The organism is Ruegeria sp. AB10 (genome assembly GCF_056542745.1).
Window position 1 is genome coordinate 16,924 of sequence record NZ_JBQGAI010000006.1, and the last position, 14,542, is coordinate 31,465.

Annotated in this window: 12 protein-coding genes; 6 read left to right on the forward strand and 6 right to left on the reverse strand. The window is 55.0% G+C overall.

The window, feature by feature from the left end:
* Window positions 1-178 precede the first annotated feature (178 nt).
* Window positions 179-520 (reverse strand): hypothetical protein, encoded by a 342-nt coding sequence (locus tag ACR0NT_RS12925; protein WP_170448351.1) that lies wholly within the window; start codon window positions 518-520, stop codon window positions 179-181.
* A gap of 119 nt (window positions 521-639) precedes the next feature.
* Window positions 640-1,038 (reverse strand): nuclear transport factor 2 family protein, encoded by a 399-nt coding sequence (locus tag ACR0NT_RS12930; protein ID WP_170448353.1) that lies wholly within the window; start codon window positions 1,036-1,038, stop codon window positions 640-642.
* A 373-nt stretch (window positions 1,039-1,411) separates the two neighbouring features.
* On the opposite strand from ACR0NT_RS12930, the gene ACR0NT_RS12935 reads away from it, so the two are divergent.
* On the forward strand, window positions 1,412-2,110 hold the full coding sequence (locus tag ACR0NT_RS12935) for a hypothetical protein (RefSeq protein WP_480443186.1): 699 nt from the start codon (window positions 1,412-1,414) through the stop codon (window positions 2,108-2,110).
* 202 nt (window positions 2,111-2,312) lie between these two features.
* On the forward strand, window positions 2,313-3,125 hold the full coding sequence (locus ACR0NT_RS12940) for a DEAD/DEAH box helicase family protein (RefSeq protein WP_170674249.1): 813 nt from the start codon (window positions 2,313-2,315) through the stop codon (window positions 3,123-3,125).
* A 325-nt stretch (window positions 3,126-3,450) separates the two neighbouring features.
* Here the strand turns inward: ACR0NT_RS12940 and ACR0NT_RS12945 are convergent, their stop codons facing one another.
* Both ACR0NT_RS12945 and ACR0NT_RS12950 read right to left on the reverse strand, forming a co-directional pair.
* Window positions 3,451-3,894: a hypothetical protein gene (locus ACR0NT_RS12945; protein ID WP_170674247.1), complete on the reverse strand. Its 444-nt coding sequence runs from the start codon at window positions 3,892-3,894 to the stop codon at window positions 3,451-3,453.
* Between the two features lie 37 nt (window positions 3,895-3,931).
* The gene (locus ACR0NT_RS12950; protein ID WP_170674245.1) at window positions 3,932-4,300 is read right to left on the reverse strand and encodes an antibiotic biosynthesis monooxygenase family protein; all 369 of its coding nucleotides are present in this window, start codon (window positions 4,298-4,300) and stop codon (window positions 3,932-3,934) included.
* A 102-nt stretch (window positions 4,301-4,402) separates the two neighbouring features.
* On the opposite strand from ACR0NT_RS12950, the gene ACR0NT_RS12955 reads away from it, so the two are divergent.
* Window positions 4,403-4,873 carry a MarR family transcriptional regulator gene (locus ACR0NT_RS12955; protein ID WP_170674244.1) on the forward strand — a complete coding sequence of 157 codons (471 nt, stop codon included), beginning with the start codon at window positions 4,403-4,405 and terminating at the stop codon, window positions 4,871-4,873.
* 745 nt (window positions 4,874-5,618) lie between these two features.
* Here ACR0NT_RS12955 and ACR0NT_RS12960 read toward each other — a convergent pair.
* Window positions 5,619-7,715, reverse strand: a complete 2,097-nt coding sequence (locus ACR0NT_RS12960; RefSeq protein WP_170674242.1) for a sulfotransferase — start codon at window positions 7,713-7,715, stop codon at window positions 5,619-5,621.
* Between the two features lie 348 nt (window positions 7,716-8,063).
* Between ACR0NT_RS12960 and ACR0NT_RS12965 the strand changes: the two genes are divergently transcribed.
* On the forward strand, window positions 8,064-10,832 hold the full coding sequence (locus tag ACR0NT_RS12965) for an autotransporter domain-containing protein (RefSeq protein WP_170674240.1): 2,769 nt from the start codon (window positions 8,064-8,066) through the stop codon (window positions 10,830-10,832).
* 733 nt (window positions 10,833-11,565) lie between these two features.
* Here the strand turns inward: ACR0NT_RS12965 and pdxR are convergent.
* Window positions 11,566-13,002 (reverse strand): MocR-like pyridoxine biosynthesis transcription factor PdxR, encoded by a 1,437-nt coding sequence (gene pdxR, locus ACR0NT_RS12970; protein ID WP_170674238.1) that lies wholly within the window; start codon window positions 13,000-13,002, stop codon window positions 11,566-11,568.
* Window positions 13,003-13,062: 60 nt separating this feature from the next.
* Here pdxR and ACR0NT_RS12975 point away from each other — a divergent pair, with 60 nt between their 5' ends.
* Window positions 13,063-13,713, forward strand: coding sequence for a pyridoxamine 5'-phosphate oxidase family protein (locus ACR0NT_RS12975; RefSeq protein WP_170674236.1), 651 nt, complete (start codon window positions 13,063-13,065; stop codon window positions 13,711-13,713).
* 9 nt (window positions 13,714-13,722) lie between these two features.
* Entirely contained in the window at window positions 13,723-14,469 is a 747-nt protein-coding gene (locus tag ACR0NT_RS12980) for a pyridoxine 5'-phosphate synthase (protein ID WP_170674234.1), read from the forward strand.
* The last annotated feature ends 73 nt before the right edge of the window (window positions 14,470-14,542 follow it).

Sequence of the window (14,542 nt, forward strand, 5' to 3'; positions counted from 1 at the left end):
CCGAAAAAGGTCGATGTGTTCGGGCTTGATTTCCTGCAAAACAGCGACGTCAGGTTGCAGCGCAGCAAAGCAATCACGAATGAGTTCGCCATTCTTATTCGTGTCACACATGTTCCAGCATAGGAGTTTCAATGTGACTCTCCGGTATTTGGCCGTCGATGTACCGCGGCCTAGCTAATCATTTTCGGACCGCCAGTAAACCTGCCCCGATTACCATCGAAATCCCGAGCAGTGTCACAAAATCAGGGACTTCTTTGAAGAAGATCATACCCCACAAAACAGCAAAGCCGACATAGGCGAAGTCGGAGGTCGAAACTACGGAAGACCGCCCATACTGATAGGCAATGGCAGTACCCACGCCGCCAATCAAGATGACGATTGTGAGCAGTCCTAGAGCCAGCGCTTCGCCTGCGCCTATGTGAACCCATTCTGCCGGGAGAAACGGACTGCCGAAATCAGGCACTACGATCGAACCGACCAATCCAACCAGAATAAACGCTATATTCAGTACTATCGCCAAGATGAGCGGATGTTCCTGCTGGCATTTGGTGCGGGTACGGACACGAATTTTCGTTTGCTGAGGATCAACTTTATCGCACCTCTCAGATGCTAAAATGCTCGCTTTGCGTGGCGATATCGCTATGAGAAAGTGCCACCGCCCTGTCTGGCATGGTCGTTGCGGTCGAACCAAACCAAAGACAATTGTATCAAGCCATTATCGTCGAGGGTCCACTCCTCCCAGCCCAACAGGCGAACAGGAGAATCTTCACGCCTTCCGGGACCGACGAGCATACCGGTAAAGAGAGCGTGGTTCCCTGATAAACGAAAATCATGCAGTAACACAGAAGAACCAGGAAAATCGCGGAAGAACGGTGCTGCGTAATCCGAAGCAATCGCTCCCCGACCTCGAATTGCTTTGCCGGAATTGAGCCGTGCCGCCCCATCTTCAGCGAAATGTGCTGCTACCTGCGCCGGATCGTTGGAACTCCACGCAGCAGCATACGAAGAAGCTTTCTCCAGCGCATCAGCAAACAACATTTCGGTTGCCCTTTCTCGAACATGGCCACTCTTTGGCTTTGAGGGTGAGACCATGGATGTATCTTAGACGCGTACGTGCAATAAGTCATAGGTCTCCGCGTTTTTTTGGCGTTCGATCACAGCACAGCGAAAAAGCCGCTCCTCCGAGCCGGGCGCTCGCAATACTCGCAACGACAGCGTCGGACGCACACAATTTTCTGTTTTCTGCGGAGATGACGAAAGTCGGCTACACATTTGAGCCAACCGATATTCCATCAGCACATGTCTCACGCGCTTCACTGCCACGTTCCCAAATTCGTGAGCGCTATTCCGTGGACCCAATCAGAGCATACGACTAGCATCTGTGATTACACAGCACGAAGGGGAGACAAACATGTCGAAGTTCACCAAAAGAACAACTGCTCACGCGGTAGTTGCACTCGTAGTCTGCTGTTTCGCAACGGCCGCACAGGCGCAATCGGCAGGCGACGAGATGTCGTTTTTCATCACTAGTGTGGGCAAGGGGGATGGTGCCAATCTAGGCGGCCTCGAAGGTGCCGATGCTCATTGCAATGCACTTGCTTCGGCGGCCGGTTCTTCCAAAACATTTGCGGCTTATCTAAGCACCTCAATGTCCATTGATCGCAGCACTGACCCGATGACAATCACCAATGGCATTTCTGCACGCGACCGGATCGGGTCGGGTCCTTGGTATAATGCCAATGGAGAGCTTATCGCCAACAATGTTGAAGACCTGCACAGTGACGGTGTGAATATCAGCCTACAGACTGCGCTCGACCAAAACGGTAACCCTGTCAATGGGCGCGGCAGTCAGCCGAACAAACATGACATTCTGACTGGATCCGATTCCGCAGGACACTTCTCGACGGCAGGTGGCGATACGACATGCAGCAACTGGACTTCGAATAGTGAAGACGGATCTGCGATTGTTGGGCACCATGATCGTGTAGGTCTCAACGATGCTCGAAATATGCTGTCCTGGAACTCATCGCACGGCTCGCGCGGTTGTGGAGAGGAACATCTGCCACGTTCTGGCGGGGCGGGCCTGTTTTATTGCTTCGCAACTAACTGATCGTGCAGCATTGGTGCGCGTGTCGCCCGCATTGAACCTAATATTGCCAAGTCAGTTTTGGGGATCGCGTTCTGGAAGCGGTTTTTGGGCAGCAAAGCCCAATTGCCCTTTCGGCCTGTGGCCGACACTGAATTAGGAGATTTGAATTAGGAGATTTGCAATTTCTATCGACAGTTTGGCGGACACTGAGATTGGAAGACACTTGGCCGACGCTGCACGCCATTCCCGCATGGTTTTCTTCACCGGGCTACCAGCATCAGGAAAGTCATTCCTGTTGCGCCAGCAGATACCCGTTTCGGTCTCCTTGGGACGTCGTGTGCATATCATGCGTTGGGATACGGGGCTCGCGGCGTTTCAGACCGAGGACATTCTCGCGAGGTATCCAGATGTTTCAGATGGAACTCATCCGTTGATCCGAAAGGCAGCCGGACTGTGGGGCCGGAGAGCCCTGGCGCGATGGCAGGTAGAGCATACCGACCCCACAGACATGATTGTCGGTGAAGTCCCTATCATCGGAAACAGGTTTTCCGAGTTCATCCAGGCGCAGCCGGATCAGGTTGAACCAGCCTTAGCATCCGAGGAAACCACATTCATCTATCCTGTTCCCACAAAAAGCTTGCGTGCCAATCTCGAAGCCATCCGAAGGTCTACGTTTGCGAACCCAAAACATCCTGATGAGGCCAGAGATGCGCCTCCATCGACAATGGAACTGGCTTGGCGCCAGACATGCGCCAAGGCTGCGGAATTGGGCTTAGTCTCTGAGGTGGATATCCATTCTCCGTACGAGGAGACGATCTATGTCCGATTTTTTGAGCACCTGCTGCAACACCGAAACTCCATCGGAATTGGGTTCGATACGATTTATTCCGATGCCGGGTCAGCCCATGACCTGAATGCGAACTTCTTGGAACTCCGTGCAAGCCCGGATGAAGTACAGAGTGCAATCGCGGAGGTCGAGGCTGTTTCTACAGTAGAAGAAGCGGCCCGAGACGTTGAAAACTGGTATCAAGTTTAGTTTCAGGCAATATTCCGCTCCTTAGGGTATCTCGAAAATTGCAAAGTCCGGTCTGGGCTGCGAACCAGCCAATCATGCAAGCTGCGGAGAACGGCAACTCTGAGCCCTGAGCGGAAGTGTCAAAACCTTGCTGCGTGCGCTCGCGGCACGAGAATCGCCGCGACCGCATCATTTTCGGCTCGGCTGCGCGGCGCGAAAACCAGCCGTTCCTGCATGCCGCAGCGAAGTTGATTAAGGCAATCTACAGGGTGCGGACATAGCACCAATTCGCTGCGTTTGCTCGAAGGTCGGCAAATTAGCCAATGCTTGGGTTGGAACCGAGCCTTCAGCGCGGCTTCCGAATTTTACCAGTCATTCGTAAACCATCACGAATGTTTAATCCCATCATCGTGAGGTTGGCTGCGCCAGCGATCAACTCAATCACCTGAATCGTGCAAAATGTGCTGTCGAATTCGCCAGCAGCGGCTTTACCCGCCAGAAACCAGGCGGCGGGTACAAGGATCAGCAAACCATTCAACGCAATGACAGGCATTCGGGTTTTCTTGGCTTTCGTAAGCGCATCTTTGCGTTTCCGGCCCATTGCCATGCCCGATCCGCCAGCGATGGCCATTGCCGGGATGAGAATGAACATGCCTTTCAGGATCAAGGCCTTGACGGTTGTGACAGCTTCATGGCTCGCAAAAAGTTCGCTGGTGACCGTTGATGTCCAGAAGAGGAGGATCATCACAAAGCCGATGCCGCCCGCGATGGCGTGAATCTTTGTTTTCATAGCGGCTCCCTCAAATTGGCTTTTGGAAAGGGCTTCGTCAGGCCGTGCAGCAATTCGGCACCGCAACCTTCTCGAACAGGTGGGGTGCTGTCACAGCGCTTGAGGGATAGTGGCTGAGCTGCCGCTGGAACTTGGGGTTTGAAAACGCGATGCGGAAGTCCGCAACAGAGTCCCAGACCGCGTAGTTCAGGTACATGCTTCCGTCACCAATGGCCTTATGCAGTTGAGTGCTGATGTATCCGGGCTGCTTCTTCATCCATTGGGCATCGCTCTTCCATGCCTCTACCAAGGCGTCTTGGTCATCGGGATCGACTGTGAAGAGATTGACGAGAACGACGGGTCCAGCGTCGATGTCCAATTGCCGTTCAATGGGAAACTCCGGGTCGAGGTGTTTGAAACTTACCATTTCGGTGCTCCTTGAAAGTAGCTTCATTTTGGTGTCGTGTTGTCATATTTAGGAAACATCAAGCACATTGACAACACGTTGTCAATAAAATGAGGAATCGACATGCCGGATGAACGAAGGACCGAAGAAGGAGAAGCCGTGACAGCGCTGATACTGGATGTGTTTCGGTTGAACGGTCGATTGCAGCTTGCCGGTGATCGCCTCGTATCAGAACTCGGTCTGACAAGTGCCCGATGGCAAATCCTTGGCGCCATTGCTTATTCTGATCGGCCGGAATCCGTTGCCTGGCATGCACGGACGATGGGTGTTCATCGGCAGGGCGTTCAACGGATCATCAATGAATTGAGCAAAGAAGGCATAGTGGAGTTTCAGCCGAACCCACACCACAAGCGGGCGCACTTGGTCGTCATGACTCGAAAGGGGCAGGAGTTGTACGAAGCCGCGATTGCGAGACAAATCCCATGGGTGAATGAACTCTCGGAAGGCCTGTCGCCAGATGATATTGCAACAGCGCAAAATGTTGTTGACCGTCTCAAAACACGTCTCGAAGAAGCCTCAACGCGACAAGAATAAAGCCCATATCACAGTTGACGCTCATACAGGGTGCAGCGTCGGTCATTCTAGGCGATCCCGGCACCTTCGCCGCGAGATCCATGAAAGGCAATTCCGGGATGGATCGCCTTTCGCCGCACGGCGCTCGAACTGGTCGGACTCGGACCTTTCTGCCATTCGATTCTTTCAACCTAAGGCCCTCTTTACGAGCTTCGCATCCGCAGCCAAAAACACCAAGGGCGGAAAGCTTGCCTTTCGCTGCGCTTGCATACCGGAATCCGATTAGACAGAGGTGGTTGGGCCTAGCCGCATTTCTCATGACTTCGGGTCTGCTCACTTAAGGTGCGGACGCGTAAAGGCGATTTACCGAGTTTTTTTGCTGAACTTGTTAGGTTGAATTTCGCCAAAACTAACGAAAATCCTCGATCACTGCTGGGCAGCTGTTTGCCACTCTGGCCTCATTGAAAACATTGGATGGCGGAATTGCGCAGAATGCGAACTTTGCAAAGTCTAGCGTACGGCCCAGAGCCGACATTCGGGCTGGTGTACCACGCTGATCGCTTTGTTCTAATCAGGAGTGAAGGTGCGCCTGAAAGATCTGAATTTCAAAGCGAGACTTGCTGGCTTTCCCTCGCGCTTGCGGGTGGATGAGCAATGTTCGATTGATTGCACTAAACAGCATCTGCGTGTCAAAGGAATTTGCCACAATAATAGCGCACCTTCGTAGTTCCGACACCTTTCAGAACCAGGTTCCGGCCAGAGATTGTCAAAAAGGAATCCTTGCTTCTCCGATCGTTTCGATAAGCGGTGCCAAGTGAGATTGGTAGTTTCGCCATTTCTCCTTTGACGAACTGTACAACGGCTGGCGCACTTGCTGAACGCTTGCAGTTCGGACGCGCCGTTCTCCTTTGTAAAACTCGAGACAACGATGATCCCACTCGAGGTTGCAATATGCTATCAGGCGCCGTGCTTCGAACTCGATATCATCGATCAGGCTTTCATAGTGAACGGTGTGAAAGCTGCCAGCCGGGAGAACGTCCTTCCAATGCTGCATAACGCGCACATAGGCGTTGAAATATCGACCCAGTTCGATCTGGTCGTAGCTGTGGAGCTGACTGCGCTGAAAAACCCGCGTGAAACAGGACAAACACGTATCTAGTGGATTGCGCGCGACATGCACGATCCGCGCGTTGGGCATGATCGCATGTATCAGGCCAACCATCAGAAAATTCGCAGGCATCTTATCGACGATATAAGGATTGCCAGGCGCATGCGCGTTAAGCTGCTGGACATATTTCTCGGCGCGTTTTGATAGCTCCTGATCCGACAGAGCGGCGATCAGACTGCCAGTTTTCTTGTTTCCTCCGCGCAGCTGATCAGAAAAAAGCTTGTGCATATAGCTCAGTTCTCCGGCCCCGAATACGTCCGGATGGCTGGAGAGGATCGACTCTGTCAGCGTGGTTCCAGATCGGGGCATGCCAACCACAAAGATTGGCTGGCTGCTATCCACAGAGTTTTGGCGGAGTTTTTCGACCAGTTCCGGCGTAAACACAGAGATCAGATCGTCGGCTGTTTCCTCGATCTGGTCGGCATCAAAATCGATAATGCTGCGCTTCAGCGCGGCCCCCTTTGCGAAATGTTCAAAAGCGCTGTCGTAGCGCTTGAGGTCCTCATAGCATTTTCCCAACGCGTAGTGATACGATACCGATTGTTCAGGAAGCAACTTGTCGGCTTCGGGCAACGCGGCCACAAGAGCCTGAAAGTCGGGGTTATCCTCGGTAACTTTGTCCAGCCTGACCAACGCGATCTGCGCATTCAGACGCGCCTTGTCCCGTTCTGCCGCCTTGTTGAACCAGCTGCGGGCGGCGTCAAAATTGCCCCGTTCCATCTCCAGATGGCCCAATGCGATCATTGTGGCCGAGAAATCCGGTTTTAGCTCAAGGGTCTTTTCGTAATTGGCAAAACCAGCCTTGAGATCGCCAAGGTACGATTTGCAGACGGCAATATAGTGATAAGCAGGCGCGTGGCTGGGATCTATGCGCTGCGCTTTTTCAGCCTCGACAAGGGCAAGTTCATGCAGGTTTTTTTCGGTCAGAACCTGTGCAAGCCCGACATAAGCCTCGGGCTTCTTGTCATCCAGCGAAATAGCATTCCGAAAACAACGTTCGGCTTCGTCCCAATCACACTGCAAAACGTATAACCGTCCCCGATTGCGATGCAGCTCTGCGGAAACATGCCCCTTGCCAAGATAGTCATCAGCCAGATCTTTGGCCTCTTCCAGTTCGTCTGCTTCTATCAATACGGAAATTAGGTTGTTGACACTCTCCAGATAGCCCGGGCGCAAATCCAGAACCCGACGGTAGAATGAAACCGCCGCTTCCCTGTCCTCGTTGTCGCGCGCGATTGACCCCAGATTGTTCAAGGCCGCAATCAGATCGGGATTAAGGGCCAACGCCCTTTTCTGAGATGCCTCGGCTTCGGTCAGATCACCCATGTCATAATAGGCCAGCCCAAGGTTTGAATGCGCATTTGCAACCCCGGGAGCAAGCTGGACCGCGCGTTTGCCAACTTTGAGTGCTTCTTCAGGTTTTCCGTTCGTGCGCAAAACCTCGGTGAAATTCGACAGGAACCCAGCATTGTCCGGCTGCAATCGGATCGCTTCGCGCATGGCATTTTCGGCAGGCCCGGTCTGACCGGTTTGAAACGCGATTATGCCAAGCAGCTGATGCGCGGGGGCATATTCGGGCGCAGCTTTGAGCACTTGGTTCAGAACCTTGACAGCTTTGTTCAATTGCCCTGCTTCAAAGGCCTGAGCCCCTTGGTTGTAGGCCTCTCCTAGGGACAAAGTCTGATTTTTTGGCATTCAAGTAGCTCCAAGCTGACGCACGGCAGCAACCTGATCTCAGGCGCCGTCAAATTGCCACATTGTGTTGCAGATTTCCTACGGATTTCCAACAGCAATAGGTCATCTTATGCAATGCATAATTGGTAGATTGCTTATATGTTAACGACTTTTTAACAGTACATGAGCGGAGCCGATCGCGAAAACGCGGCGAGCTTCGAGAAAAAAGACAAAAAAAATCTGACGGGATAGTAAATGTCTAAAAATGGGTCGAGGGCGAACGCCCTCAAGCTCCGTGGGGGGCGTCTTTTCAAGTGGAAAGGCCAAATTGTCAGTGCAGCTCCTGCTGCGTTGCTGGCGCAAGTATCGATGGTTGCACTGAGTGCCGGGCACGTGCATGCGGATACGATTTCGAATGTGGTGACGACGCCTCAGGTTTTCTCGACCGATGCGGATCACGAGGTGACGGCAAGCGGCGCCATCGAGATTACATCTTCAACTGCCGCCGCCCTGACAATCACTACGGATTACTCCAGCACGTTTACCAATAACGGGTCGATTTCGGTCACTGCAACCGACACGGATACAGCGACGGGCCTGCGGCTGGATGGCGGTCTGCTTGAGGGCGGTGAACTGGTGAATAACGGCACCATCTCGCTGGATATTACGGGCTCTGATCCCGAAGATATTTATGCAGTGCAGGTCAATGGTGATGTCGCTGGTTCGATCGTGAACAACGGCACCATCGAAGTTGATGTGTCGTCAACCGATGGGGACATCGAAGCCTGGGGTATCTACGTCAACGGAGACCTTACGGAGACCGGTGAAATCCTCAACACCGGCACGATAAAGGTCGATGGGCTTATCAACACGTCCGCGGGAAGCACCGCATCAATCTACGGTATTGTCGTTGATGGCGATGCTGGAGGTTCCATCAGAAATACGGGCACAATCGATGTTCGCGCCAGATCCTTCGCCGACGATTACGCCTATGCTTGGGGCATCTATGTCGAGGATGATCTGCTAGAGACCGGTGAGATTGTGAACTCGGGCACAATAAAATCGGTTGCCATCACCACCAGCGACAGCACTGCATCTGCATCCGGGATTTTCGTTGACGGCGATGCGTCTGGTGTGATCGTGAACACGGGCACGCTGGACATTTTCGCATCCGCTCCATCGACCTACGAGGCAATCGCTTATGGCATAGCCGTCGATAGCGATCTGTCCGGCCGAATTGAAAACAGCGGTACAATCAAAGTAACTGCCTTGGCGGTTGAGTCCGACGCTTCGGCATATGGTATCTTCGTCGATGATGATATGCTGGAGGGCGCAACCATCATCAACAGCGGCACGATCACTGCATTCGCAAGTGCCGATACTGATGATGAAGCTTACGCCGGCGGTTTTTACCTCGAAGATCTGGTAGAAGGTACCGTAATCAACTCGGGCACGATCACCGGGACGGCGCTTTCTCTTAACACTGGTGACGAGGCGACAGCTTCGGGCATCTATATTGGCGATGACGTTTCGGGAACGGTCACCAACTCGGGGACCATGACCTTGCGCGCCGAGGCCGCCGAGGATTCTGCAACAGCCGCCGGCTTTTATCTGACCGACAACCTGAGCGGTACCATCACAAACACGGGCAATATCACGGCCACCGCCATCTCAAGGGATACCGAGGCCGAAGCTTACGGCGTATACGTCGACGAAATCGCAACCGGAGACATCGCAAACTCGGGCAATATCACGGTCACTGCCCAAGGCGGGATGGATGGTGACGGGCTGTCACCGGACCAGTCAGCGGCAATCGGTGTTTACGCCAACGACATGCAGGGATCATTCTCGAATACAGGAGAGATCACCGTCCATGCGACCGGCTCTGCCGGAACACGTGCTGCAGGTATTCAATTCGACAACTTTGATGGCACGATCGACGACCTGGGAACCATCCGGGTTTCGGGCAATGACGAGGTTTATGCCGTATATCTCGGGACGGGTTCGGGTACGCTCAACGCTGATACCCAAGACGATGTTGAAGGCGTCATAAGGGTCGACGCACATAGCGTAAATCTCGACGCGCAGGGCGGCAGCTCTGTGTTCCACTTTGAAGACGCCACGCCGGGTGCGGGCGCTTTCACGACCACAGTGTCCGAAGAGGGCTCAGCCTGGTTCGTACAGGATGAGGGTGGAGCGGCACCGGTATATGCCGCTGTTGATGTTGATGACTTTGCGGTTTCAGGCGACGTCGTTGCCTTTTACGGAAGCGTCGTGGGCAGCAGTGGCAACGCTCTGAACTATGAGCCGTCAGAACAGGTTGCGCAGGGGTTCACCTTTGCGGGCTTCAGGCCCTTTGCGATGATCGACGCACAGTACCGTGAGTTCGATCCTGAAACCGGCAGTGACCTGGACGTTTCGCTTTTCAGTGGCAGCGCAGGGATTGCCGGTCAGATGGACAACGGCGTTGCGTTGGCTGTCGGCATGGGCGTGTTTTCGGCGGATGGAGACAACGAATCCGCAGATTTTGACACGACCGGCTTTTATCTCGACGCCGCTTTGGGGCGGCAGATTGGGGCCTATACGCTTGAAGCAGGGTTTGGTTATGGCTGGCTCTCGACAGACCGCACTCGCCAAATCAATGGCAGCGATGACGCACATGCCGACTATGACAGCAGGCTGTTGACAGCGCATATCGCGGTCGAACGCGGCTTTGACGTCAGCGGTGATTTCGGGCTGATCGGATTTGCAAACGCGCGCTATACCAACCAGAAGGACGATGGCTATACCGAAACACGCTCAAGTGCCAACGCTACGGTGGGTGATGTCACCACCGAAGTCATCGAAGCCCAACTGGGTGTCGAAGCTGAAAAGCAGTTCGGCAATGGCGGTATCCTGAGCGGGCAGCTCAGCGGTATTCTGCGGCGCGATCTGGGAGCAACAGATGCGGATGTGACCGTGTTCTCCTCGACACAGTCGCTGATCTTTGCATCTACCGATTTCACCGGCGCTCGCGTTGCGGTTGGCTACGCGCAAGATCTTGTTGAGGATATTCAGCTTGAACTGAATGCCGAACAGGAAATTGGCGACGACGCCCAAGGCCCCTTCCTGCGGGCCGGGCTTCGCTGGTCGTTCTAAACAAATCATCTCTGCGGCACCCAAGGCGGTGCCGCAGAATTCAGCTCCAGGCTGAACGACGTCGGGCTAGGGAATGTATAGTGCCGACTATTTCACAAGCCTATTTGAGCGTTTCAAGGGGTTGTCAATTATCCGAACTTTGTTTGCACGTTTGCCAGAAGGCAATTGCGTGGCTGTTCTTTGAGTTTGTGTGAGCCGTCATTCGCTCGAAGTGGCATACCCGCCAAAACGGGCTCAATTAAGACCTTTACCGTAGCGTTGATGAATGGCTGCTCTGCATATTGGGTTGGAAACGCTTGGCGTTTGGGTCAGAAATAAATGATGCGATCTCTGCATTTCTTGATGTTTCGGTAGTCGATTGAGCCAAGAATCTGTGACGTTCCACATTTCCCCTGAGGCGACACATAGTTTTTCCATTTGGGCCAGAACCTTTCCTGATTTGGTATAAGTCGCTTTTCATCTTTGAAATCGCTTGTTTCATTCGATCCCGTCTCCCGGCCGGAAAACCGGGGCGTTTGGCTTGTCCAAATCCCCGGTGCAGCGTCAGACACATTAGGGTCGTTGGCGCTGCTTTTTCATTGGAGGCGGGATGCCAAAGTGAAGAAACAGAAGGACATTCGCGGCATATGCTCCCCTTCACAGACACCGCGATTCCATTCCGTGATGAAAAACATGTCCTTTTGGGGATGCCTTGGTGCTTGCCGCAGGTGTAGAAAACGTCCCCAAGCGCAGTTCAGGCTTGCGCGCGAAGGATGGCAATCAACCGTTCCGTCGCGTCCGAGAGCGTGTCCTCGTCAAAGGCCGCGTATCCGAGCAACAGCCCCTGCAGTTTTTCAGGCAATACGCAATGCGCTGACAAGGCGCTGATGCGCAGGCCGTCCCGCTCGGCCCGCTTGCTGATCTCAAGATCGGACATCTGATCAACCAGCGATGCCGTTGGCGGCACGCATAAGTGCATTCCGGACGCGTCTGGCTGAAGGTCCAGAAGGTCCGCGACCGGGGCCAGTGCGTTTAGCAAATGGCTCTGACGTCGGGCATAGACTCGCCGCATTCGCCGCAGGTGCATGGCGAACTCACCGCTGTTCATGAACGCAGCCAAAGCCGGTTGCGGGATCAAGGAGGCGCGCGGGCCGGCGCGGCGAAGATAGGCCACCGTGCTGCGCAGAAAGCGTTTGGGAACCACCAGATACCCGATCCTCAGCGCCGGACTTACCAGCTTTGAAAAGCTGCCGAGGTAAATCGTGTTGTTCAGACCGTCCAGCCCCGAGAGCGAGGGCAGGGGGTGCCCTCGATATCGGAATTCACTGTCGTAATCGTCTTCGATTACGACGGCGCCGGTCTGCTGTGCCCAATCCAACAGGGCGACCCGACGGGACAGGGGCAGGCTTACGCCCGTAGGATAATGCCGCGATGGGGTGATGATCGTGGCGCGTATGCCGCTTGGAATGCGCTCGATATCCATTCCGTCCTGATCGATGCGGACGGGATGGGCGCTGTTGCCCGTGTCGGCAAGGATTGTGTGCAGTTTGGGCCAGCAGGGGTCTTCAACCGCGACCTGTATGCCTGCGCCAAGCAGGCCGTGGAAAATCACCTCAAATGCTTCGCGTGCACCCGAAGTGATCACCACCTGACCGGGATCGCAGGACAGGTGACGCCACGCGGTCAGGTGGTCCGAGATCGCCTGACGTAACGGATACCAGCCCAAAGGGTCCGGGCGGGTCAGAAGCGCCGGCGACGGGCTGCGCCAGGCGCGCTCAAGGTAGCGAGCCCACTGCCGGTGCGGCAGCAGGGTTTGATCGGGCAACCCGGTTTGAAAGGGGCGCCATTCCTCGGCCACCGGACCGGCCGGCCGGGGGATCGGCTGTGGCTGCGACAGATGGGTGATTTCGCTGGCGACAAAAGTGCCACTGCCCTGCCGGGTGACCAGATACCCTTCGCTGATCATCTGATCATAGACCGCCTGCACCGTCGTGCGCGAGATCGAAAGCTCGGACGCCAGCGTTCGACTGGCGGGCAGGCGCGCACCGACCAGATTCGGAGACTTTGAGACAATGGACCGCAACGCATCCAGCAACTGCGCCTGCAATGACGTCTTCAGCGACGTATCCAGTGAGATCGCAAACAGGTCTCGATCCAAATTGGCCTTAGAAAAAGTTTCAAAATTGGACATTTGCTGACATCCAATATCCGGGCATTACGGTCATAGCAAGAACAAACCCGAGCTATGACTATGAACGAGACACTGGATATCACCGACAGAACGCGCCTGCGCAGATCGCACGAGCGAGGGCATTTCGACCGCGCCACGATCAACCAAATTCTGGACGCGCAGCCCATGTGCAGCGTGGGATATGTGATCGATGGCAGGCCTTTTGTCACGCCAACCCTGCAATGGCGCGAGGGCAATCACGTCTATTGGCACGGCTCCTCGGCCAGTCGCGCCCTGCGCAATGCGCGCGATGCACAGGTGTGCCTGTCGGTGGCGATCCTGGATGGTTTCGTTTTGGCCCGGTCGGGTATGCACCATTCCGTCAATTCGCGCTCGGTCACGCTGTTCGGATCGGCATTCAAGGTCGAAGACCCTGAGGAAAAACTGCAAAGGCTTGCCAGGTTCGTGAACGGCCTGTTTCCGGGGCGCTATGAAGGTCTGCGGCCGGATTACGCGCAGGATTTGAAGGCGACCATGGTGTTGGGCATGGAGATTTCCGAAGGCAGCGCCAAGATTCGCACCGGCGGGCCCAAGGATGACGAAGAGGATTATGGCCTGCCGATCTGGGCCGGGGTCATTCCCGTCAGCACCACAGTCGGAGATCCTATCCCCGATCCCCGCAACATCGAGGGTGTCCCGGTGCCCGCGCATGTGCAGTCTTTTCAGTTGTAGGGCAGTGACATGACAGACCTTTCGGTAAATCTGAACGTTGCTGCCTTGCTTCGAAACCGGCGCGAACACCCGTGGCCGGATGTGGTGGATCTGGCCCGGATCGCCCTTGCAGCGGGTGCTGCTGGTGTGACGGTGCATCCCCGGCCAGACGAACGCCATACCCGGCCCGGCGATGTGCGGGCGCTGCGGGTGCTGCTTGATGCAGAGTTTCCGGATCGGGAGCTGAATGTCGAAGGTTATCCTGATCCCCGGTTCCTGTCGCTTGTTCACGAGGTTCGCGCCGATCAGGTGACGCTTGTGCCGGATGATCCCGCGCAGGCGACAAGCGATCATGGCTGGGATTTCGAAACGCAGGGCGCGATGCTGGCAGAGGTGGTTGCCGGGCTTAAGAGAAACGGCCATCGCGTATCGCTGTTCAGCGACCCGGACGCGGCGCATATGGATCATGCGGCCCAGACAGGGGCGGATCGGGTCGAGCTTTACACTGGCCCGTTTGGTGGTGCCCACAGCGATCCCGTTGCTGAAGATCGGGAGCTTGAGCGTCTGGCCGAAGCAGCAGCCGCAGCCAAGCGGCAGGGCCTGCAGGTCAATGCGGGTCACGATCTTACGGTTAACGGGACGCGCAAGCTGATTAACCGCATCCCGTCGATTGCAGAGGTCTCTATCGGCCATGCGCTGTTCTGCGATGCGCTAACATTCGGGATGGCCGAAACTGTCCACCGCTATCTGGGGTCCTGTGCATCTGCCGAAGGATGAAGGCTGCCGGGGAACTGTGCCGCCGAATAGGGCAACGTTGAAAAGCAGGAATGCATCTGGCCCTGGGAACGCG